This is a genomic window from Halomarina pelagica, assembly GCF_024228315.1.
GTDB lineage: Archaea > Halobacteriota > Halobacteria > Halobacteriales > Haloarculaceae > Halomarina > Halomarina pelagica.
In genome coordinates this window covers 43338-63174 of record NZ_CP100459.1, presented here as the reverse complement: position 1 = coordinate 63174, position 19837 = coordinate 43338, and the positions used below count along the sequence as shown (strand labels likewise).

The following is a 19837-nucleotide window of genomic DNA, read 5'->3' as shown; positions in this document are numbered from 1 at the left end:
GACGTCACCGATACGCCAGTACGTCCAGTCCGTCGATCCGTTCGAAGTGGTCGTCGTGGGCGATCAACGGGACGTCGAGGGAACGTGCGGTCGCAGCGATGTACGCGTCGGCGGTCTTGACCGACGTCCCTGCGCGCATGAGGTCGGCCTGGAGTCGAGCGACCTCGATCGATATCCCGTGGGTGATCGGCTGCGGGGTCGTCCAACCGAACCGGGCGACGGCCTCCTCGGTGGTGTAATCCCCGAGATAGAACAGTCCCGTGTAGGCCTCCGCCAGCGCGGGCGTCGGCGCGTAGTAGACGTCCGCCCCGTCGTCCTCGAAGAACGCGCGGGCGGCGGGGTGGCCCTTCGCGAAGTCGATCAGAAACGACGTGTCGACGCATCTCATGCGTCGTCGATCCCCGATTCGTCGTCGATCCCCGATTCGTCGTCGCCCTCCCGTTCGTCGTCACCTTCCCGTTCGTCGTCGGTCACTCGCTCGTCGTCGGCCCCTTCGCGTCCCAGCGGTTCGAGCACGTCCTCGAACAACGAGTCGGTCGTCTCCATCTCCTCGCGGCGGCGGCGCACGACGGCGTCGTACTCCTCGGCGAATCCCTCCTGCTCGGCGAACCCGATGTGGGTCCGCCAGTCGGCGTTCTTCTCGGCGGTCAGTCGATCGACGAGATCGCTGAAACTCTCGTCGTCGCGCTTCAGCGCCCGCAGGCGTTCGTACGCGTCTTCGCGAATGGTCAGCGATTTGGTCGCCATAGGTGTACACGTAGACGTACGTTCGTACCGTGCATAAGTTCGTCGTCGGCCGGCCGGCTATGCCACCCCTCGGCGAGGTGAGGCCCTGACCGTCGAGACGAACGTCCTCGACCGGGGTCGAGGCGCAGCTGACGGCGGAGACGGACACGATCGCCCGCACCGCCCGGACGGCGGACTTCCCCGAGGGCCTGCGCTCGTTCGGCGAGGGCCGAGAGCCGGAGTTCGAGGGGCGATAGCGCCGTCCCCTGCAGGTGAACGCGATGGCGGCCGCGAGAGCAACTCGCTCCTCGGAGTCGGAGATGCCCGTAGCGTATAAGTCATTATCGCAGTAATCATTACCTCGATAATGACCTTTTACGACCGGACCGAGGAACTCGACGCACTCAGGACGGCGTTCGAAGCGCCGGGGCACGACTTCTTCGTCGTCTACGGACGTCGCCGCGTGGGGAAAACGGCGTTACTCAAGGAGTTCTGCACCGATCGCCCACACGTCTACTACCTCGTGGCCCAGGAGGCCGAAACGCGACAGCGCGAGAAATTCGTCGAGCGGATCGCCGACCGGTTCGACGACCGCTTACCGCGCATCGAGGACTGGCCCGACGCGTTCGATTACCTCGGCGAGAAACTCGCCGCCGAGGACGCGATCGTCGTCGTCGACGAGTTCCCCTATCTCGTGGAAGAGAACGATTCGCTTCCGTCGTACGTCCAGGCCTTCGTCGACGAGCGACTCCAGGCGACGAATTCGATGCTCGTGTTGTGCGGGTCGAGCGTGAGCGTCATGGAGTCCGAGGTGCTCGCTCACAAGAGTCCGCTGTACGGCCGGCGAACCGGGCAGATCGACCTCCAGCCGTTCTCGTTCGCGCAAGCACGCGAGGTGATCGACTACGGCTTCGAGACCGCGATTCGGTCGTACGCGGTTACCGGGGGAACGCCGATGTACCTCCTGCTCTTCGACTACGACGAGTCGCTCGCCGACAACATCCGCACGCGGGTTCTCTCACCGACGGCCGTCCTGTACAACGAACCGGAGTTCCTCCTGCGGACCGAGTTACGGAGCCCCGCTCGATACATGAGCATCCTCGAGGCGATCGCGACCGGCCACACGACGCCGAACGAGATATCGGGCGCGACGAACATCGACCCAGGACCGCTGTCGAAGTACCTACAGACGCTCAGGCGACTCCGACTCGTCGACCGCGAGGTGCCGGTCACCGCGTCGAGCAAGAAGTCGAAGCGGTCGCTCTACCGCGTCGCCGACGAGTTCCTCCGGTTCTGGTTCCGATACGTCGAACCGCATCGCTCTAGCATCGAAGAGGCACCCGAACTCGTCTACGAGGACACCATCGAGCCGGATCTCCCGACCCACATCGGGATGTCCTTCGAGGAGATCTGTACGGAGGCGGTGTGGGCAGGGGTTCGTAGTGGCGTGCTCGACCGCTACTCTACGGTCGGTCGGTGGTGGTTCGGCGGTGACGAGATCGACATCGTCGGACTCGCGGCGAAGGACGATCGCATCCTCCTCGCCGAGTGCAAGTGGACGAGCGAACCGGTGGGCTACTCGCTCGTCGAGGATCTCCGGGAGAAAGCGGAGCGCGTTCGGTGGGGACCCGAGACGCGCACGGAACGCTTCGCGCTCTTCTCGAAGAGTGGGTTCGTCGACGGACTGGCCGACGAACTCGACGATAACTGGCACCTCTTCGGACTCGACGAACTCGACCGACTGCTCTCGCCGTAGGAGGGGCCGTCCCGGTCGCGCGGACGGACGCGATCACGCACCGCATCCGGCCGCGCGAGACGCTACCGCGGACCGAAGCCCACTTGTCCTCCTCCGCCGACCTACCGCGTCGATGGAGTACTACGAGGACATCGAGGTCGGCGACGTGACCGAGCACGGGAGCCGGACGGTGACGAAGGCGGAGATCATCGAGTTCGCCACGCAGTACGACCCCCAGTCGTTCCACGTGGACGAGGAGGCGGCCGCCGAGTCGCCCTACGGCGGACTCATCGCGAGCGGGTGGCACACCGCGTCGCTGTGCATGCGGATGCTCGTCGACGGCGTGCTCGGCGAGCAGGCGGGCATGGGCGCGCTCGGGGTGGACGAACTCCGGTGGTACCGCCCCGTCCGCCCCGGCGACACGCTCTCGATCGAGACGGAGGTGCTGGAGAAGCGCCCCTCCGAGAGCGACCCCTCGCGGGGCCACGTCAAGAGCCGGGTGACGGGCTACAACCAGGACGGCGAGGAGGTCATCTCGTGGGTCGGGCTGGGACTCGTGGCGCGACGCGAAGCCGACGATTGAGGCGCTGAGTCGTCGAAAAGTGCTGATTTCCCACGAGGCGCTCGCCGAACGCGTCTCGCTCGAACCGGACGGGAGAGTGTCGACGGTCAGTCCGCCGCCGAGATGTCCCGCCCGCCCTCGACGTGGACCAGTTCCTCGACCGGCGGGAGTTCCGTCTCGGCGTCGGTGATGATCTCGATGCGGCGGGTCAGCTTCTCCGCCGCGTACTCGACGAGCGGCGTCGAGTCGACCTCGCTCTCCTCGTACTGGACCGTCCCGGCGACGTGGCCCATGAGGTCCCGAAGGGTGGTCTGGACGACGTCGGGGTCGACGCCCTCCTCCTGGACGAGTCGGCGCACCTCGCGCATGCCGAAGCCGACGTGTCGCCCCTCGTCGCTGCGGACGCGGGTGACGCCCTCGATGAGGCCCTCCAGGTGGACGGGTTCGCCCGCGACGTCGAGATCCGCGCCGGTCGGCGACCAGGAGGACTGGATGCCGTAGTAGCCGGTCTGGGCGAGGACGCTCTCGACGACGAGGTGGTAGTGACAGTACGCCCGCACGCGGTTCTCGGGCGTGTCGTCGGTGAGCAGGCGCTCCATCGCCTCTGCCGTCTTGTCGAATAGCGCGACGTAGTCCTCGTTGAAGTAGCGCTGGTCGGTCGGGTGCGTCACCTCGAAGCCGCACGCCTCGGCGACGGGGTCGATCACCTCGCGCCAGTAGCGGTCGAAGAACTGGGTGTGCTTGGCCTCCTCGTAGAGCTGCGAGGTGAGGAACATCTGCTTGTCGACGTCCGTCGTCACAATGAGAAGCGGCGCGAGGTCCTCGGTGACGGCCTCCTCGCCCGCGCCGAACAGCGCGAGCGTCCGGCGCAACCCGTCGAACTGCCCCTCGGTCTGCTCGCGGGCGATCAGCCGCTCTCGGTCCTGCTCGAGCAGCGCCTGCGGAACGTCCTCGTAGGGGTCCCAGTGACGGTAGACCGCGTTGCGGAAGTAGCCGCCCGCGAACGAGTCCGGATCGAGGCGCATCTCTCGGCTGGCGTCCCGAATCTGCGTCATAGTTCGTGTTAGTTTTTGCCTACCGAATGGATAGCTCTATCGCAACTACTGACAACTTTCATCGAGTGGTCCGGTAGCCGTATCCGCGTCTCGATCTCCGGTCTCGGTTCCGAACGACCGACGCCGCCGCGCTCCGGGGCAACACTTAATCTCTGCGTTTCGGTAACAGGTTCCATGCGACTCGAGGACGTCGGCGACGACGCTCGGCACGGGAACGTCGCGCGACTGCACGACGAGACGGTCGCCCGCCACGGCGACGCGCTCGCGGTCGAGATGCACGGGCGGACGCTGACGCACGCGGCGGTGGGGACCGCCGCGGCGCGGTTCGCCGGCGGCCTCCGCGACCTCGGGCTGGAGCCGGGGGACGCGCTCCTGCTCTACCTCCCGAACTGTCCCCAGTACCTGCTGGCCTCGCTCGGGGCGTTCCGCGCCGGGGTGGTCGTCTCGCCGGTCAACCCGCAGTACAGGGTCCGCGAACTGAGCTACCAGCTCGAGGACGCCGACGCGCGGGCCGTCGTGACCCACCCCGCGCTCGGCGAGACGGTGACGGAGGCGCTGTCGGAGACGGGCCGGGAGCCGGTCGTGATCACCGTCGCCGGGGGGACGGGGACCGCCGCCGGCGACGATGAGGACGTGCCCGAGGGGGATGCGTTCGAGGGGGACGTTCGGTTCGACGAGGTGGCGGGCGAGCCGACGCTGGTCGAGCGCGACGACGACGACGTGGCCCTCCTGCCGTACACGAGCGGGACGACCGGCCGGCCGAAGGGCGTCGAACTCACCCACCGGAACCTCCGCGCGCAGACGGTCGCCCAGCTGGCGGGGGGAGCCGACGACCTCGCGGGCGAGGAGGTGCGGAGCCTCGTCTGGCTCCCGCTCTATCACATCACGGGATTCACCCACACCGCCTGGCAGCCGCTGATCCGCGGCGGGGCGCTCTACCTCCGCAGCCCGGCGAGCTGGGATCCGGACGCGGCGATGGTGCTGATCGAGGCGGCGGGCGTCACGCACTTCGTCGGCGTCACCGCGATGTACGTGGACATGGTGAACGCGGACTCCTTCGGCGAGCACGACCTGGGCAGCCTGGTGCTCGCGGCCGAGGGCGGCGCGAAGATGTCCGTCTCGGTCCAGCGAGAGTTCGAGGCGATGGCGGGCGTCGAGATGGCGGAGGGATACGGCCTCACCGAGACGACCGGCGCGACTCACTCCCAGCAGGGGTCGACCTACGGCCTCAGACACGGCACCGTCGGCCAGCCGCTTCGGATGACCGACTGCAAGCTGGTGGACGACGACGGCGAGGAGGTGGCGGTCGGCGAGGCGGGCGAACTGCTCGTGCGCGGCCCGCAGGTGATGCGCGGCTACCACGGTATGCCCGAGGCGACCGACGCCGCGTTCACCGAGACGGGCTACTTCCGCACCGGCGACGTCGCCCGGCGCGACCCGGAGAACTACTACGAGATCGTCGACCGGAAGACGCACGTGATCGTCTCCGCCGGGTACAACGTCTACCCGAGCGAGGTCGAGGAACTCCTCCACGAGCACGACGCGGTGGCGGACGCCGCCGTCGTGGGCGTCCCCGACGAGCGACGCAACGAGGTGCCGATCGCCTACGTCGTCCCCCGCCCCGGCGTCGAACCGGGCGCGGACGTGACCGCCGAGGACCTGAAGCGGTACTGCCTCGACGCCATCGCGGCGTACAAGCACCCACGCCGGGTGATCTTCCTCGACGACCTCCCCCGGACGGCGAGCGGGAAGGTCCAGAAGTTCAAGCTGGAGGGGCGCGACGACGCCGCTGCGGGTGGGTCGGGCGAGGTCTGACCCGGATCACCGCCCCCGTACCGCCCGGCACGTCACGTCGAAGTAGTCGCGGTAGAACCCCCGGTCGAAGGTGAGGAGCGCGTCGACCGTCGCGGCGTGCGCGCCGATGAGGAAGTCCGCGGCGACGTGCTGACGAGCGGTGATCGATGCGTCGCAGTCGGGACACGGAAACGTGGTCTCGTGCCCGCACTCGCTGCACTGGAGTTCCTCCCCTCGGCGGTTGAGGTAGCGCCGGAACGCCTCCCCGGCCTCGAACTGGGCGGCTCGCGGGAGTCCTTCGACGGCGATGCCCGTGTCGTCGAGGAAGTCGTCGAGGTCCGATCGCGATCCGAAGAACGGATCGGCGGCCAGTTCCGCGTAGACGACGGGGTTTATCAGGAGTGCCCCCTCCTCGGCAGCTTCCCGCAGGAGCGTCGCCGCTGATCGGTTGTGCTCGTCGTCGGGCGAGAGGAGGGCGATCAGCGCGCTGGTGTCCACGACGGTCCGCGTCACGGACGTTCTCCGCGGAGTTCGCGCATACGCTCCTCCACCGTCGCTTCGGTGTCGGCCGCACCCCGCCACCGCTCGAAGCGGCTCTCGTCCACCTCCTTGCGGATGACGTACCCCTCGTCGGTCTCCTCGAAGGCGACCTCGTCGCCCGCCCGGATCCCGAGCCGCTCGCGGATCTCCTTCGGGATCGTGACCTGTCCCTTGCTCGTGACCCGACTCATGGTAATACCTACTTGGTACTACGAAATAATTCTTACCACTCTGCCACGTTCCGTTCGCTCGTCGGTAGCGCCGTCGGCGAACGGTGGCGTCGTTCGCCGTCGCAGGTTCGACGGTGAGCTATTTACCTCCCGCGCCGGTTCGACGGGTATGCGCGAGGAACTCGACGCGGCCATCGCCGCGTTCGACGGGGAGACCGGCGTCGCCCGGATCACGCTGAACCGACCGGACGCGCTGAACGCGCTCAACGGGCAGTTGCGCGCCGACGTCGAGACGGCGTTCGAACGCTTCCGGGAGGTGGACGACGAGGCCGACGGCGCGGCGGTGCGCGTCGTCGTGATCGAGGGGGCGGGCGACCGGGCGTTCTGCGCGGGCGCTGACGTGAACGAGTTCTCGGGGGACGGCCCGGCGACGAACGCCTCCCGACCGGTCCAGGAGATCGTCGAGGACTTCCCGGCCCCGGTCGTGGCGAAGATCGACGGCTACTGTCTCGGCGGCGGGTTCGAACTCGCGCTGGCCTGCGACCTGCGCTACGCGAGCGAGTCGAGCCGCCTCGGCCTCCCGGAGGTCGACCTCGGCATCATCCCCGGCGCGGGCGGCGTCCAGTACGTCGCCCGCCTCGCGGGACCGGCGGTCGCCCGCGAACTCGCCATGACGGGCGAACACGTCCCCGCGGCCGAGGCCGCCGATCTGGGGCTGGTGAACGACGCCTTCGCGGACGACGACTTCGAGGCGGCGGTGGAGGCGGTCGTCGAAACACTCGCCTCGAAGCCGCCGCTCTCGCTGCGGGCGATCAAGGAGTCCGCGCTCCTCTCGACGCAGGTCGGGCTGGCGGAGGGCCGGCGGTACGACCGGGCGCGCTTCCCCCGCCTGCTCGCCACCGAGGACCACGCCGAGGGCGCGCGCGCCTTCCGCGAGGACGGGTACGAACCCGAGTTCGTCGGGCGGTAGGCGGAGAACGGAGAAACCCCTTCACGCGTGCGCGCTCGCGCTCCTCCGCACCCCGAACGAGCGCCCGCGGCGAACGGGCCCCCACGAGCCGGCTCGACGGCCCAACGTCTATTCGACCGGGGCGCGTCACGGCGACCATGGCCGACCCCCCGCGCCCGTCGACGCGACGACGGTTCCTCGCCGCGCTGGGAACCGCGTCGAGCGTCGGTCTCGCCGGTTGTTCGAGCGTCCTCCCCGGGCCGTCCGGCGGGCAGGACGGCCCGAGCGACACGAACGGGACGAATGGAACGAACGCGACGAATCGAACGAACGGGTCGGCCGACGTGAACGCGACGGGCCGATCCGTCGATAACCCCTACGCCCGCGTCTACCGCGGGAGCGTCGAGGGCGTCGTGCTCGTCCAGCGGGGCGGGGGACAGGGGAGCGGCTTCGTCTACGACGGGGCGGGTCACGTCGTCACGAACGCCCACGTCGTCGGGCGCGCCTCGGCGGTGAACGTGCAGTTCAGCCGCGACGACTGGCGCGCCGGGCGGGTCCTCGGCCGCGACCGCTTCACCGACCTCGCGGTCGTCGCCGTCGAGGACTCGCCGGCGTACGCGAAGCCGCTCCCGATGGCCGACTCGATGCCCCCCATCGGCCTGGAGGTGGTCGCGCTCGGCAACCCGTACGGCCTGGAGGGGGCGATCTCCGCGGGCATCGTCAGCGGGACGAACCGCTACCTGCCGGCGCGGACGGGGGTGTCGGTGCCGGCGGCCATCCAGACCGACGCGCCGATCAATCCGGGAAACAGCGGCGGTCCGCTCGTCGCGCTCGACGGGCGCGTCGTCGCCGTCGTCTACGCCGGCGGCGGCGAGAACATCGCCTTCGGCATCTCCGCGCCGCTGGTCCGGCGGGTCGTCCCCGCGCTGATCGAGGACGGTCGCTATCGGAACCCGTACCTCGGCGTGCGGCTGGCGGAGGTCGGCCCGCCGACCGCCCGGGCGAACGACCTCGCCGAACCGCGGGGCGTCCTCGTGATCGCCACGTTCCGCGGGAGTCCGGCGGCCGGTCGGCTTCGCGAGAGCGACCGCCGGGTGACCGTCCGCGGGGTCCCCGTCCCCGTCGGCGGGGACGTGATCGTCGGCGTCGACGGTCGGCCCGTCTCGTCGGTCGCGACGTTGCGGTCGTACCTCGCGCTGGAGACCAGTCCGGGGGAGCGGGCGTCGCTCGCGGTCCTCCGCGGCGGCGAGGAGCGGACGGTCGAGGTGACGGTCGGCGCGCGCCCGTCGCGGTGAGTGGATGAGAGGGGACGGAAGCGGGCGTCACCGCGGTTCGTAGGCTCCGTCGTCCCCGACGAACCGCCCTCAGATCGGGGAGTAGACGGTGTTGCCACAGCGCCGGCAGCGCCGCGGGGCGCGCCAGTAGCGCTTCCGACAGCGGTTGCAACGCCAGTTACGCTCGAAGAGCTTCCCGAGGTTCACGGCGTCCGTAGGCGTCGAGGCGGCAAAGCGCTGCCTCCGCGGGACGAGGGTTTATACCTATCCTATACGTAATCCGGATATGAGCGCCGATCGACGATCGATTCCGGTCTCGCTCCCGGAGGATCTCGTCCGCGAACTCGACGAACTCGTCGAGGAGGGGGCGTTCGGCTCCCGGTCCGAGGCCCTCCGGTACGGCGCGCGCCTCGTCACCCGCGAGGCGCACCTGAAGCGGCTTCACGAACTGACCGCGGCCGGGGCGGAGCGGGACATCGAGGAGCGCCTGGAGCGAAAACGTGTATCTTGATACGGACGTGGTCCTCGCCGCGCTCAAGCGCGACGACTGGCTCAAATCGAGCGTCGACGTTCGCGCCCTCGACGCGCCGAAGACGTCCGCCGCGACGTGCATCGAAGTCCAGTACGCGATGCAGGACCGCTGGGAGCGAGAGCGCCTGACGACGACGCACGAGGCGATCGCAGACGAGGGGATCGAACTCGTTCCGCTCCGGACCGAGCACGTCGCGGCCGGGGGCGAACTCCGGCGGTCGCACGATCGACTCAACCTCTTCGACGCGATTCACCTGGGCACCGCGCGGGCGCTCGGCGAGCCGATCGTCTCGACGGACACGCTCTACCCGTCGCCGCGGGCGGTTCGGTCGCGTCTCATGCTCTGTGGTTCATCGTCCTGTATCGACCCCTGGCGTGCATGAGCGTACCGCGCCCGAGCGGTGCGCGAATGTAAACCGTTATAATCGGCGTTCTGCCATTCAAGAACGATGGATTCGGACATCGCGACCGCCCGACGACTCACCCTCGGGATGAACGTCGCACTGCTCGTGGCGATCCTCGCCGTGGTCGCCGGCGTCGCGCTCGGCGAGCCGGCGCTGGTGCTGGCGACGCTCGGGCTGTTCGTGGTCGCCCTCGTCGGGTACGTCGTCGGCCACGTCACGCTCCACCGCCGCATCGCCGCCGAGAACCCGAGCGCCGTCACGAACGACGGGACGGTGACCGCCGCCCTCGGTCTGATCCGGGTGAACCTGCTCCTCTACGGCGGATTCGTCCTGCTGGTCGTCGCGCTCGCGGTCACGCAGGGATACCTGCTCTGACGGCCGCACGCGGTCGCGACGCTCCCCGACGCTCCCGTCGTCGCCGCCTCGAACGACGTCCCACCGATGGGAGAGATCGTCCGAATGATCGCCCTGGAAACGGGTTGTGCGGCGTTTCACCACGCTTACTAACCGGGATCGACTACCCCGTCGTATGCGACTGACCCGCCGAGCGGTCGACGCTCCCCTCGTGGCCGTCGTGGCCGAACTCGTCGGCGAGTTCGAGGGCGTCGACCCGGTCCGACTCGACCCGCCGCTGCACGACGTCGTCGATCCGGACGCGCTCGACGAACTCGTGGGGGCGGACCCCTCGGGAACGACGCGGGTCGAACTGACGTACCGGGACCTGACCGTCTCCGTCGGGGCGGATCGGACGGTGACCGTCAGCGACGCCGCCTCGAGTACCCCGCCCGACGACGCACCGGCACCCTCCGCCTGAACGCTCGGTTTCGGGACCGACAGCGTCGGAACTACGCGCTACTCCGTCTCTTCCTTCGGCGCGCGCGTCGTCAGCACGGGGACGTCGGACAGTCGAACGACCTTCTCGGTGACGCTCCCGACCAGGAGGCGGTCCAGCCCCCGTCGTCCGTGGGTTCCCATGACGATGAGGTCGACGTCGTGTTCGTCGGCGTACGCCAGGATCTCGCGGTGGGGCGCGCCGGAGGCGATCTCGACGGGAGCGGTCTCGACGCCCGCCTCGTCGGCCAGTTCGACGACGCCCCTCGTCGCGCGCTCGCCGACCTCCTCCAGCGCCTCGTCCACGTACGTCGCCGTCACGTCCGCTGGGAGCGAGGTCGTATCGACGACGAACAGCACGTGTATCGTCGCGTCGTACTGACTGGCGAGGTCGACGGCGAGTTCCGCGGCGGCCATCGCCCCGGCGCTGTCGTCGGTCGGCACGAGGATGCGCTCGTACATACCGACCACATCGTCCCCGCGAGGGATATACTGTCGGCCGCAGTCGGCAGAGAGCGTCACGAAGGATCGAGACCGTCACGTTATACGCTGATATACGGTGTAATCGTACACTAAACTGGGTTATAGGGTTCGAAACGAACCATAACTCCCGAAACAGATTAGTACGTGTCCGATCGATCAGAGCCATGGCATCGAGCGACGTGGTCGCGGCGTATCCGCGGTGGGGGGATCCCGAGCGCTGTGCGTTCTGCGGCGCGCGGTTGGTCGACGGCGGTCCGGGGTTCATCGATCACATCGGTGACAGTCCCCCGTGTCGAGCGCGGTTCGACGAGTGGCGCGAGCGCGTGACCGACGACATCGGCGGCGAGTGGTCCGGATAAGCCCGGCGCGCCTTGATTACCTCGGGCGACGAACTCCCGGGTGAGCCATGTTCACCAACGTCCTCGTCCCGACGGACGGTAGCCCGACGGCGGAGGCCGCGCTCGTCCACGCGATCGACCTCGCCTCGCACGCCGACGCCGTGGTCCACGTCGTCTACGTCGCGGACGTGACCGTCGCCCGGGGCGGGCCGATGCTGGACCTCCTCAGACAGGAGGGAGAGCGGATCACGAAGGAGGCCGCCTCGCAGGTCAGCGCGGCGGGGCTGTCGGTGACGCGGGCGGTCGTCGAGGGCCGGCCGTCGGCGGAGATCCTCGACTACGCCGACGACGCGCGGATCGACCTCATCGTGATGGGGACCCGCGGCAGAACGGGGCTGGATCGGCTGTTCATGGGGAGCGTCGCGGCGCGGGTGGTCCGGTTCGCGGCGGTCCCCGTACTGACGGTCCGGCGGCCGTGACGCGCGTTCGGCGGATCAATCCGCGTACAGCGAGTAGGTGATGACGCCGAATCCGACGGCCGTGAGGACGCTCTCGATGAGCAGGACGGTGTCGGAGTCGAGTCCGAACCCCTGGTGGGCGGCCCCGGCGAGGAGCGACCCGAAGGTGACGATCGCGAAGCCGACCGAGAGCGCCGCCAGCGCCCGCGCGCGGGTGCGGCGGTAGGCCTTGAACGCGAAGTAGGTGATGACGCCGCCGAGCACCAGCGTCAGCGTCTTGAACACGACCACGAGCGTGGTGAACTCGGCGGTCATCGCACCCCCCTCCGGACCTCGCCCCACAACCGCTCCAGGCGCTCGTCGGGCGTCGCGGGCCGTTCGATCGTCACGGCCAGCAACTGCTCGTCGCTCAGCCGGATGACGACCTCCTCGAAGTCGCGCCGGTAGCGCGTGGTGTGGTGGCCGTCCTGTCGGATCTCCGTCTCCTCGGCCACCAGCGAGGCCGTGCTCAGGTCGTCCAGCTTCCGGTAGGTCGTCGAGAGTGGGACGTCGCACGTCTCCGAGAGTTCGCTTGCCGTCATGGGTTGGTCCAGCTTCGCGATGATGCGCTGGCAGGTCGGGTCGTCGAGGGCGTCGAGGACCGCCTGCATCTCCGGGCCGTCGTCCTGTGGCCGCACCATCTCCGGTCGACAGTCCTCGAAGGAGACGTATAGACCTGTCTCTCCGCCGGTCCCCTCGGACCGCCGCCGACGTCCCTCACCGCGGTCGTTCCGGTTCCCGTGGATCGACGAGCGGCCGCCGAACGCCGATCGTGACGGATAACGCACCGTTTCCGTCGACGAGCGCCGACGGAAAACTGTTAGTAGGAGGATAACGACAGTTATAGCAGGCGTCGGTGGTCGACCGAGACGGCCCTACCGACCCGACCGTCGCCCACCGCTGACGACGAGTCCGACCCCGGCGCGTCCCATCGTTCGCACCGGGGGGATTCGCCCCGCTTCGGCCCTCCTCCGATCAGCCCGTGGTGGTCGTCGTCGGTCCTCTCGCTACTCGTACCAGGAGGGCCACGGTCGGAACGACCAGCGCGGCCCCGACGACGAACGGCGACCAGACGGCGACGGCGGCGTACAGCAGCGCCATCGCGGGCGGTCCGACCGTCCGGCCGAGGCTCGCCGCGCCCTGGGTCACGCCGAAGGCGCTGCCCTGTGACTCCTCTCCCGTACTCGTCGAGACGAGCGTGGCGAGCGAGACGTTGAGCAGGCCGTTACCGAACGAGAGGCAGGCGAGGACGACCAGGAGCGCCACCAGTTCGGGCGTCAGCGACACCAGTCCCTCCGGTGTGAGTCCGCCGAAGAGCGCGCGACCGAGGGCGGGCGCGCTCGGGATGCCCGCCAGCGCGAGCGCGAGGACGCCCGCGCCGACGAGCGCGAGCGACCGGTCGTCGTAGCGCCGCGAGAGCCGACCCACGAGCACGCCCTGGTTGACGACGCCGAGGACGCCGACGTACGTCAGCAGCGCGGCCGCCTGCGAGGCGTCGTAGCCGTAGACGTCCGCGACGAAGGGGATGAACATCACCTGGACGCCCGAGAAGGCGAGGGAGACGAGGAAGAACGCGACCACGAGGTCCCGGAGACCGGACGTCGAGAGCGCCTCGCGGAACTGCGCGACGAACGTCCCGCCGCGGGTCGCCGTCCGCGTGCGTTCCGTTTCCTCGAGGAAGAGGACCGCGAGGACGAGGCTGGTGAGGCTCAGACCGGCGGCGGCGAAGCTCGGCAGCGAGAAGCGCGTCGTGGGGACGAACGCCGGGAGGAGGCGGTCCGCGGCCGCGACGACGGGGTCGCTGGCGAACGCGCCGCCGATCGCGGGACCGAAGATGAACCCGAGGGCGAACGACGCGCCGATCAGTCCCAGCGCCCCCGCCCGCCGCTCGCGGGGGGTGACGTCGGCGACGTACGCCTGCGCGGCGGCGATGTTCCCGCCCATCGCCCCGGCGAGCATGCGCGAGCAGAACAGCGTGGCGACGGCCCCGGCGACGCCGAGGACCGCCTCCGCCTCGCCCGCGAGGCCGAAGACCGTCCACGCGACGGCGCTCCCCGCGAGCGAGAGCAGAATCACCGGCCGCCGCCCGCGCTCGTCGGAGACGCGACCGAGGACGGGCGCGAAACCGAACTGCATGAGCGAGTAGGAGGCCGCGAGCAGGCCGATGAAGACGTCGCTCACGCCGAAGCTCCGGACGTAGAACGGGAGGATGGGGATGACGACGCCGAACCCGAGCAGGTCGACGAAGACGATGGCGACGACGGTCGCGACGGCGCGGCGGGGGGATCGGATCGCACCCGTGGCCGTCGCCGCGCGCGGCGCGCTCATACCATCTAGAGCGGCGAGAACGACCTAACGGTTGTGCAATCGGCGGTCGCGGACGATCGGGCAATCAGGCGTCGATCCGCCCCGCGAGGCGGGAGAGCGCGTCCCGGCCGTAGGCCTCGCCGTCGAGTTCGGGTACCACCTGGACGGAGCAGTCGGGGAAGGTCTCCCGGACGCGTTCGAGCCGTCGCTCGTGGCGCGCCCTCCGCGCCGCGCACCGGTCGCAGTCCTCGTCTACGTCCTCCAGCACGCGGTTCACGAGGAGCGTGTCGACCGGGACGTCGAACTCGCGGAGGCGCTCTACGAGCCGTCGGGTCTCCTCGATGGCGAGCGTCTCGGGGAGCAACACGACCCGGAAGTCAGTCCGCTCCGGGTCGCGGAGGAGCGCGGCGACGCGCTCCATCCGCTCGCGCAGCGCGTCGACCTCGTCCGGCTCGCGGTCGGGACGGAGGAGCGCCGCCGGACCGAACACCACGCTCCGCGCCGAGGCGACCAGCCGTCGGAGCTGTCCCCGCACCTTCCCGACGGTCGAGAGCGACTCGCGCAGCACGTCGGGCAGGGCCAGCAACCGGAGGGTGTGGCCCGTCGGCGCGGTGTCGAACACCACGTAGTCCCACCCCTCGGCGTCCGCGTACTCCCCGATGAACTCGAGGGCGGCGATCTCGTCGCTCCCCGGCACGAACCCGGCCGCGAACAGCCGCTCGACGTCCTCGTCGTCGAGCCTGACGCCCGCCTCCCGGAACTCCGCCGCGAGTACCGAGACGATCCCGCGGTAGGTCTCCTGGCCCGCCTCGGGGTCGGCCTCGACGGCCCAGAGGTTCTCCGCCACGCGCGTCGGCTCGCCGCTCAACTCGGTCTCCAGGCTGTCCCCGAGGGAGTGGGCGGGGTCCGTCGAGACGACCAGCGTGCGCGCCCCGCCGCCGGCGAGGTCGAGCCCCGTCGCGGCGGCGCACGAGGTCTTTCCCACGCCGCCCTTCCCGCCGTAGAAGACGTACTCGGTCATCGCCCGACCTTGGTCCCGCGGCCGCAAAGGCGTGCGGCGCGCGGGCGCGGGGTGGGGGATCGCCGAATCGAAGGTTCCGCGCGCGACGGTTAGGGGAGATCGAGCGTGGCGTCTCCGTCACCGCCGCCGATGGCCTACCGCTACGAGCGTCGATCAGTTATCGCAGTACGGTCGTCGTGGCGTATTCTATCCGATAGGACTCTGTTTACACAAAACTCATTATCGTTGGATGAGAATAGTTGTCCGAACAGGCATGACGACTACTGCCCGCGTAAGGCGGACGTTCACTCACCGGACAGTGTGGGTGGCGCTCGCTCTCCTGAGCCCCGTTTGGGTCGTCATTGCGTTCGATATCCCGCGTGAGTCCATCCTCCTGAGCGTCATTCAGACCCTCGCAATCCCCGGATATCTACTACTCGTGGCTGTCAACCTCGTTAATCACTATACGCTACAGCTCCCCGCGACACATCCAGCGCTGTACGTCGCTGCGGCGGTACTGTTTTACCTCGCAGCGGTTCTATTCGCCGTCTTCCTCCGAAAAGCGGCGAGCGTTCTCGTGTGAGGACCTCAGCGTCAGCCTTCCAAGACGCGTCAGGCCTTCGTCTCGACACGCAGCCGACCCCGTCGACGGGGAGAGAGCGACGTGACGGTGGGAGTTCGTATGTTTCTGATGGCCTGTATAGTTCAGATGGTTTTGACAAGTAGTACGTTTTGGCTGGTTCGTACAGTTTTGATGCCAGATTCGTCCGATCGGCGTTCGCCCGCGTGCCGTCACTCGATTTCGTTGTACCAGACGTCGACGTGGTGGGTCGGTCCGTAGGACTTCCCGACGACGTCGAGTCGGCCGTCGCCGTTCATATCGGCGAGTTTCGCCTCGTGGGTCGGCACGCCGCGCTCGACGACGACCTCCTCGAACGCGCCGTCGCCGCGGTTCCTGAACACGACGTGTTCGGGATCGCCGTTCTCGCCCAGACCCATCTCCCCGACGTAGATGTCCGGTCGTCCGTCGCCCGTCAGGTCGCCGACCTGGAGGCTGTGCGGGCAGTACATGTCGTCGCGGAGGACGTGCGGCGTCCAGTCCGGCCCGTCGAACCACGCGATCTGGGCGGGGTGGGTGCCGTAGATGGGCGAGTCGCCCTCCGCGAGGACGATCTCGTCCTCGCCGTCGCCGTCGAGGTCGGCCACCGCCACGCGCACGTCGTCCCATCCCTCGACGACGGACTCGCGGTCCCACGAGCCGTCGTCGCCGCGGTGGTAGATGCCCGTTCCGGCGACGATCTCGGTGCGGCCGTCGCCGTCCACGTCGCCGACGTGGACGCCCTCGACCGAGCGGTCGCGGTCGACGACGTGGCAGTACCGGTCGGGCCACGGCTCGACGGTCGGGTCCGCGGGGACGTCGAAGTAGAAGACGGTGGCGGCCTCCTGGGAGAGGCCGACGATCTCGGGCTCGCCGTCGTCGTCCACGTCGCCGACCGCGAAGTCGTGGTACTTCTGGAAGCGGTCGGTGAGCAGGTGCTGCTCCCACGGATCGCGGGGGTCCTCCGGCTGGCGGTACCAGTAGACGTCGCCGTGGCCGTACCCCTGGCCGACGATCAGGTCGACGCGGCCGTCGCCGTCCACGTCGTGGAGGGTACCGCCGACGTCGAGGTGGAGGTCCTTCTCCGCGGCGAGGGTGTGGCGCTCCCAGCCGGGGTTCTCGTACCAGAAGACGTCCGTCTCGAAGCGGGGGAGGAGCGAGCCGATCCCCGGCAGGAGCCGGAGTTTGATCTCGGTGCCGTTGAGCGAGACCGTCGGGTAGCGGCCCATCCCGCTGACGATGACGTCGGGCCGGCCGTTTCCGGTCAGATCGGTGGTGAAGCAGGTACTCAACCGGCCACAGGGAGGGCGCGAGTCGATTCGCTCGTGCCGGAAGTGCATACCCGTCGATCGACTCCCTCGTCCGTTGTAATGACTCGCCTACCGGCACGTGACCGTCCGTTCGGCCGACCGGTCGCGCGGCGGTCCGCGGGACGGCGCGATCGGTCAGCGTCGTCGGGAGGTCGACGAACGCGACTGACGCCGTCGGTAGGAGTCCCGTAACGACCGCCGAGCCGTCGCCGTCGGCGCGTTCGAGCGGAGTGTACCCGGTTCGAACACCGGCCGTCGCGCGTGACGGTCACGCCGCCGAGCGCGGGGTATGTCACGATAGTACACGAATAACCATACGTGGTCGGAACCCAAAGCGGTGGTATGGCATCCGCGACGGTCGACGGTCGGCGCGTGCTGGTCACGGGGGGAGCGGGGTTCATCGGCAGTCACCTCGTCGACGCGCTCGTCGAGGACAACGAGGTGCGCGTCCTCGACGACTTCTCGACGGGTCGGCGCGCTCACGTCCACCCCGACGCGACGGTGATAGAGGGTGACATCCGCGATCCGGCGACCGTCGCGGAGGCGATGGCCGACGTCGACCTCGTCTTTCACGAGGCGGCGAACGCGAGCGTCACGCGCTCGGTGGACGACCCCGTTGCGAGCCACCGGGTGAACGCGACGGGGGCGCTCACCCTGCTCGAACGGGCGCGTCGAGCCGACGCGCGGGTGGTCGTCGCCTCGAGCACCGCCATCTACGGGAACCCGACGACGATCCCCGTCACCGAGGAGGAGCCGACGACGCCGACGTCGCCCTACGGCGTCGAGAAACTCGCCGTCGACCACTACGCGCGGCTGTACCACGACCTCTACGGGCTGGACACCGTCGCGCTGCGGTACTTCAACGTCTACGGACCCCGACAGGCCTGCGCGGACTACAGCAGCGTCATCACCGTGTTCCTCGAACAGGCCTGTAGCGGACAGCCGATCACCGTCGAGGGCGACGGCTCACAGATCCGGGACTTCGTTCACGTCAGCGACGTCGTGCGCGCGAACGTGCTGGCCGCGACGACCGATCGCGTGGGCGAGGCGTACAACGTCGGGACGGGGCGTAGCGTGAGCATCCTGGACCTCGCCCGACTCGTCGCCGACCTCACCGACGGGGAGAGCGACGTCACTCACGTCGATCCCCGGCCGGGGGACATCGAAGCGAGCAGGGCCGACATCTCGAAGGCGCGACGGGAACTCGGCTACGAGCCGTCGGTCGGGCTTCAGGACGGACTCGCGGCGCTCATCGACGGCGACGCGGACGGGTTCCGGCCCTGATGATGGAGCCGGAGAACGTCCCGGCGTCTTCGTCGGGGAAGAAGCAGCCGATTAACGATCGCTCGCCAGTGGCGCGATTTTTCCCGGGGAGGGTCCCGAAAACGGTGGCGTACAGCGAGTCGCAAAAATTGCACGCTAACGCCCCCCCTCACGTCGTGAAGAACGGCCTACCTCCGGCACTCGCCTGGTCGAGGGTATATAACGTCTGACGAACGCATGACGCCTGAGGACCGCTGACACGCCTATAATTCGGCGATACGGCCTGGAAAACAATCCGTGATCGGCCGAGCCAAACCTCTAGACCCCCGTATCGGTTTTCGCACGTTTTGCAAAGCATCCGCTCGGTTTTGCAGTGGCTGCATAAATCAGTTACTTATTAAGCCATTCACAGATTACACTGGAAGCGCTGACGCAGCATCGTGGGGATGCACGCGTGTCCGCCGACCACAGGGATCCGGGACGCTCGGATACGGCGGACATCTCTCCGATCTCGTCGCTGCCGTTTCGGCACGCGACACGACCGGTAGGTGCAGCCAGCGCTGCGACCAGCCACAGGTGGTATCCAATGAGCCAAACTCAACTGCAGACGCCGGACGCGCCGTCGACGGCGACGGACGACGCCGAGGTGGAACAGCTCTCGCTCGATACAGTCTTCGAGATCCTCAAAAACAGACGCCGACGTGACATCCTCAAGTACCTCTGGGACCACGACGGCTCCGCCAACATCGGCGAACTCGCGGAGCACATCGCGGCGATGGAGAACGGAATCGAGGTGAACGCCCTCTCCTCGGCGCAGCGCAAGCGCGTGTACATCGGACTCTACCAGTGTCACCTCCCGAAGATGGACGACGCGGAGATCGTCGACTTCGACAAGCACCGGGGAACCATCGAACTCCGCGAGGTGGCAGACGAGTTGACGCCATACCTCACGGAGCGGACGACCTCCCCGGCCTCGGCACCGAAGGGCAATCTCTACCTCGGACTGGCGATCGGCGTGCTCGTCTCGGGGGCCACCCTCGGTGCCCCCGTACTCGGCGGCGTCGAGCCGCTCGTGTGGACCTTCGTGAGCACGGCGGCGCTCCTCCTCGTTACGGCGAACCAGTTCCGGGCGAACGTCGAAGGGGACGACGATTCGCGGCTGGCTTCGGCCCTCGAACGACTCGACGCCGACCCGTCGGCCTCCTGAATCGGCCTCGCACCAACGTCTTCTCTCCGTCAACGACCCTCGAACACCTGACGTAGTACGTACCTAACTCGATCCGCGTACCCGTCGGTTCGTCGACAACCTGTTTTTAACAAAGGCAGTCGCCCGTCTGCTACAACCAGACAATGTGCCGTGGACATATGGCTGTCAGGCGGTGGAGAACGTCGACGATCACGGGAGGTCGCGGCCACGAACGTCGTTTCGCCGATTTTTAATACAAAATAGTAAACAACAAAAATAATAAA

25 protein-coding genes are annotated in these 19837 nt (G+C 68.5%); 14 read left to right on the top strand and 11 right to left on the bottom strand.

The window, feature by feature from the left end:
• Window positions 1-4 precede the first annotated feature (4 nt).
• Both NKI68_RS23245 and NKI68_RS23240 read right to left on the bottom strand, forming a co-directional pair.
• Complete coding sequence (locus tag NKI68_RS23245) at window positions 5-388, bottom strand: PIN domain-containing protein (RefSeq protein ID WP_254547408.1); 384 nt, start codon at window positions 386-388, stop codon at window positions 5-7.
• The gene (locus NKI68_RS23240; RefSeq protein WP_254547407.1) at window positions 385-747 is read right to left on the bottom strand and encodes an antitoxin VapB family protein; all 363 of its coding nucleotides are present in this window, start codon (window positions 745-747) and stop codon (window positions 385-387) included. The genes NKI68_RS23245 and NKI68_RS23240 overlap by 4 nt, the downstream gene beginning before the upstream one ends.
• 346 nt (window positions 748-1093) lie before the next feature.
• Between NKI68_RS23240 and NKI68_RS23235 the strand changes: the two genes are divergently transcribed.
• Entirely contained in the window at window positions 1094-2482 is a 1389-nt protein-coding gene (locus NKI68_RS23235; RefSeq protein ID WP_254547406.1) for an ATP-binding protein, read from the top strand.
• A gap of 112 nt (window positions 2483-2594) precedes the next feature.
• Complete coding sequence (locus NKI68_RS23230) at window positions 2595-3044, top strand: MaoC family dehydratase (protein ID WP_254547405.1); 450 nt, start codon at window positions 2595-2597, stop codon at window positions 3042-3044.
• A gap of 86 nt (window positions 3045-3130) precedes the next feature.
• On the opposite strand, the gene NKI68_RS23225 is transcribed toward NKI68_RS23230, so the two are convergent.
• Entirely contained in the window at window positions 3131-4078 is a 948-nt protein-coding gene (locus tag NKI68_RS23225; protein ID WP_254547404.1) for a ferritin family protein, read from the bottom strand.
• Between the two features lie 174 nt (window positions 4079-4252).
• Here NKI68_RS23225 and NKI68_RS23220 point away from each other — a divergent pair, with 174 nt between their 5' ends.
• On the top strand, window positions 4253-5893 hold the full coding sequence (locus NKI68_RS23220; protein WP_254547403.1) for a class I adenylate-forming enzyme family protein: 1641 nt from the start codon (window positions 4253-4255) through the stop codon (window positions 5891-5893).
• Window positions 5894-5899: 6 nt separating this feature from the next.
• On the opposite strand, the gene NKI68_RS23215 is transcribed toward NKI68_RS23220, so the two are convergent.
• Entirely contained in the window at window positions 5900-6385 is a 486-nt protein-coding gene (locus NKI68_RS23215; protein WP_254547402.1) for a PIN domain-containing protein, read from the bottom strand.
• On the bottom strand, window positions 6382-6603 hold the full coding sequence (locus tag NKI68_RS23210; protein WP_254547401.1) for an AbrB/MazE/SpoVT family DNA-binding domain-containing protein: 222 nt from the start codon (window positions 6601-6603) through the stop codon (window positions 6382-6384). The genes NKI68_RS23215 and NKI68_RS23210 overlap by 4 nt, the downstream gene beginning before the upstream one ends.
• 148 nt (window positions 6604-6751) lie before the next feature.
• Between NKI68_RS23210 and NKI68_RS23205 the strand changes: the two genes are divergently transcribed.
• From NKI68_RS23205 to NKI68_RS23180, 6 genes are all read left to right on the top strand, one after another.
• Window positions 6752-7552: an enoyl-CoA hydratase/isomerase family protein gene (locus NKI68_RS23205; RefSeq protein ID WP_254547400.1), complete on the top strand. Its 801-nt coding sequence runs from the start codon at window positions 6752-6754 to the stop codon at window positions 7550-7552.
• A gap of 137 nt (window positions 7553-7689) precedes the next feature.
• Window positions 7690-8826: a S1C family serine protease gene (locus NKI68_RS23200; protein ID WP_254547399.1), complete on the top strand. Its 1137-nt coding sequence runs from the start codon at window positions 7690-7692 to the stop codon at window positions 8824-8826.
• A gap of 265 nt (window positions 8827-9091) precedes the next feature.
• Window positions 9092-9316 (top strand): ribbon-helix-helix domain-containing protein, encoded by a 225-nt coding sequence (locus NKI68_RS23195; RefSeq protein WP_254547398.1) that lies wholly within the window; start codon window positions 9092-9094, stop codon window positions 9314-9316.
• Entirely contained in the window at window positions 9306-9719 is a 414-nt protein-coding gene (locus tag NKI68_RS23190; protein WP_254547397.1) for a PIN domain-containing protein, read from the top strand. Before NKI68_RS23195 ends, NKI68_RS23190 begins: the two co-directional genes overlap by 11 nt.
• Before the next feature lie 66 nt (window positions 9720-9785).
• Window positions 9786-10115 carry a hypothetical protein gene (locus NKI68_RS23185; RefSeq protein ID WP_254547396.1) on the top strand — a complete coding sequence of 110 codons (330 nt, stop codon included), beginning with the start codon at window positions 9786-9788 and terminating at the stop codon, window positions 10113-10115.
• Between the two features lie 154 nt (window positions 10116-10269).
• The gene (locus tag NKI68_RS23180) at window positions 10270-10554 is read left to right on the top strand and encodes a HalOD1 output domain-containing protein (protein ID WP_254547395.1); all 285 of its coding nucleotides are present in this window, start codon (window positions 10270-10272) and stop codon (window positions 10552-10554) included.
• A 38-nt stretch (window positions 10555-10592) separates the two neighbouring features.
• Here the strand turns inward: NKI68_RS23180 and NKI68_RS23175 are convergent, their stop codons facing one another.
• Window positions 10593-11033: a universal stress protein gene (locus tag NKI68_RS23175; protein ID WP_254547394.1), complete on the bottom strand. Its 441-nt coding sequence runs from the start codon at window positions 11031-11033 to the stop codon at window positions 10593-10595.
• Between the two features lie 185 nt (window positions 11034-11218).
• Here NKI68_RS23175 and NKI68_RS23170 point away from each other — a divergent pair, with 185 nt between their 5' ends.
• Together NKI68_RS23170 and NKI68_RS23165 are read left to right on the top strand one after the other, a co-directional pair.
• On the top strand, window positions 11219-11413 hold the full coding sequence (locus NKI68_RS23170; protein ID WP_254547393.1) for a DUF7501 family protein: 195 nt from the start codon (window positions 11219-11221) through the stop codon (window positions 11411-11413).
• 47 nt (window positions 11414-11460) lie between these two features.
• Window positions 11461-11871: a universal stress protein gene (locus NKI68_RS23165; protein WP_254547392.1), complete on the top strand. Its 411-nt coding sequence runs from the start codon at window positions 11461-11463 to the stop codon at window positions 11869-11871.
• A gap of 15 nt (window positions 11872-11886) precedes the next feature.
• On the opposite strand, the gene NKI68_RS23160 is transcribed toward NKI68_RS23165, so the two are convergent.
• From NKI68_RS23160 to NKI68_RS23145, 4 genes are all read right to left on the bottom strand, one after another.
• The gene (locus NKI68_RS23160) at window positions 11887-12165 is read right to left on the bottom strand and encodes a DUF7521 family protein (RefSeq protein ID WP_254547391.1); all 279 of its coding nucleotides are present in this window, start codon (window positions 12163-12165) and stop codon (window positions 11887-11889) included.
• The gene (locus NKI68_RS23155) at window positions 12162-12530 is read right to left on the bottom strand and encodes a winged helix-turn-helix domain-containing protein (protein WP_254547390.1); all 369 of its coding nucleotides are present in this window, start codon (window positions 12528-12530) and stop codon (window positions 12162-12164) included. Before NKI68_RS23155 ends, NKI68_RS23160 begins: the two co-directional genes overlap by 4 nt.
• Before the next feature lie 334 nt (window positions 12531-12864).
• Entirely contained in the window at window positions 12865-14217 is a 1353-nt protein-coding gene (locus NKI68_RS23150; RefSeq protein WP_254547389.1) for an MFS transporter, read from the bottom strand.
• A gap of 64 nt (window positions 14218-14281) precedes the next feature.
• Window positions 14282-15217: an ArsA family ATPase gene (locus NKI68_RS23145; protein ID WP_254547388.1), complete on the bottom strand. Its 936-nt coding sequence runs from the start codon at window positions 15215-15217 to the stop codon at window positions 14282-14284.
• A gap of 253 nt (window positions 15218-15470) precedes the next feature.
• On the opposite strand from NKI68_RS23145, the gene NKI68_RS23140 reads away from it, so the two are divergent.
• A complete protein-coding gene (locus NKI68_RS23140; protein WP_254547477.1) occupies window positions 15471-15779 on the top strand; it encodes a hypothetical protein in 309 nt (102 codons plus the stop codon).
• Window positions 15780-15988: 209 nt separating this feature from the next.
• Here the strand turns inward: NKI68_RS23140 and NKI68_RS23135 are convergent, their stop codons facing one another.
• Complete coding sequence (locus tag NKI68_RS23135) at window positions 15989-17134, bottom strand: FG-GAP repeat domain-containing protein (RefSeq protein ID WP_254547476.1); 1146 nt, start codon at window positions 17132-17134, stop codon at window positions 15989-15991.
• Between the two features lie 312 nt (window positions 17135-17446).
• On the opposite strand from NKI68_RS23135, the gene NKI68_RS23130 reads away from it, so the two are divergent.
• Together NKI68_RS23130 and NKI68_RS23125 are read left to right on the top strand one after the other, a co-directional pair.
• Entirely contained in the window at window positions 17447-18388 is a 942-nt protein-coding gene (locus tag NKI68_RS23130) for an NAD-dependent epimerase/dehydratase family protein (protein ID WP_254547475.1), read from the top strand.
• A gap of 565 nt (window positions 18389-18953) precedes the next feature.
• Window positions 18954-19574 carry a DUF7344 domain-containing protein gene (locus NKI68_RS23125; protein ID WP_254547474.1) on the top strand — a complete coding sequence of 207 codons (621 nt, stop codon included), beginning with the start codon at window positions 18954-18956 and terminating at the stop codon, window positions 19572-19574.
• Window positions 19575-19837: the final 263 nt, after the last annotated feature.

Coding starts and splice junctions, on each gene's coding strand:
- NKI68_RS23235 (WP_254547406.1), top strand. CDS start 1,094: ATGACCTTTTACGACCGGACCGAGGAACTCGACGCACTCAGGACGGCG.
- NKI68_RS23130 (WP_254547475.1), top strand. CDS start 17,447: ATGGCATCCGCGACGGTCGACGGTCGGCGCGTGCTGGTCACGGGGGGA.
- NKI68_RS23140 (WP_254547477.1), top strand. CDS start 15,471: ATGACGACTACTGCCCGCGTAAGGCGGACGTTCACTCACCGGACAGTG.
- NKI68_RS23225 (WP_254547404.1), bottom strand. CDS start 4,078: ATGACGCAGATTCGGGACGCCAGCCGAGAGATGCGCCTCGATCCGGAC.
- NKI68_RS23220 (WP_254547403.1), top strand. CDS start 4,253: ATGCGACTCGAGGACGTCGGCGACGACGCTCGGCACGGGAACGTCGCG.
- NKI68_RS23135 (WP_254547476.1), bottom strand. CDS start 17,134: ATGCACTTCCGGCACGAGCGAATCGACTCGCGCCCTCCCTGTGGCCGG.
- NKI68_RS23175 (WP_254547394.1), bottom strand. CDS start 11,033: ATGTACGAGCGCATCCTCGTGCCGACCGACGACAGCGCCGGGGCGATG.
- NKI68_RS23150 (WP_254547389.1), bottom strand. CDS start 14,217: ATGAGCGCGCCGCGCGCGGCGACGGCCACGGGTGCGATCCGATCCCCC.
- NKI68_RS23145 (WP_254547388.1), bottom strand. CDS start 15,217: ATGACCGAGTACGTCTTCTACGGCGGGAAGGGCGGCGTGGGAAAGACC.
- NKI68_RS23210 (WP_254547401.1), bottom strand. CDS start 6,603: ATGAGTCGGGTCACGAGCAAGGGACAGGTCACGATCCCGAAGGAGATC.
- NKI68_RS23205 (WP_254547400.1), top strand. CDS start 6,752: ATGCGCGAGGAACTCGACGCGGCCATCGCCGCGTTCGACGGGGAGACC.
- NKI68_RS23195 (WP_254547398.1), top strand. CDS start 9,092: ATGAGCGCCGATCGACGATCGATTCCGGTCTCGCTCCCGGAGGATCTC.
- NKI68_RS23230 (WP_254547405.1), top strand. CDS start 2,595: ATGGAGTACTACGAGGACATCGAGGTCGGCGACGTGACCGAGCACGGG.
- NKI68_RS23200 (WP_254547399.1), top strand. CDS start 7,690: ATGGCCGACCCCCCGCGCCCGTCGACGCGACGACGGTTCCTCGCCGCG.
- NKI68_RS23160 (WP_254547391.1), bottom strand. CDS start 12,165: ATGACCGCCGAGTTCACCACGCTCGTGGTCGTGTTCAAGACGCTGACG.
- NKI68_RS23185 (WP_254547396.1), top strand. CDS start 9,786: ATGGATTCGGACATCGCGACCGCCCGACGACTCACCCTCGGGATGAAC.
- NKI68_RS23155 (WP_254547390.1), bottom strand. CDS start 12,530: ATGGTGCGGCCACAGGACGACGGCCCGGAGATGCAGGCGGTCCTCGAC.
- NKI68_RS23245 (WP_254547408.1), bottom strand. CDS start 388: ATGAGATGCGTCGACACGTCGTTTCTGATCGACTTCGCGAAGGGCCAC.
- NKI68_RS23170 (WP_254547393.1), top strand. CDS start 11,219: ATGGCATCGAGCGACGTGGTCGCGGCGTATCCGCGGTGGGGGGATCCC.
- NKI68_RS23165 (WP_254547392.1), top strand. CDS start 11,461: ATGTTCACCAACGTCCTCGTCCCGACGGACGGTAGCCCGACGGCGGAG.
- NKI68_RS23180 (WP_254547395.1), top strand. CDS start 10,270: ATGCGACTGACCCGCCGAGCGGTCGACGCTCCCCTCGTGGCCGTCGTG.
- NKI68_RS23125 (WP_254547474.1), top strand. CDS start 18,954: ATGAGCCAAACTCAACTGCAGACGCCGGACGCGCCGTCGACGGCGACG.
- NKI68_RS23240 (WP_254547407.1), bottom strand. CDS start 747: ATGGCGACCAAATCGCTGACCATTCGCGAAGACGCGTACGAACGCCTG.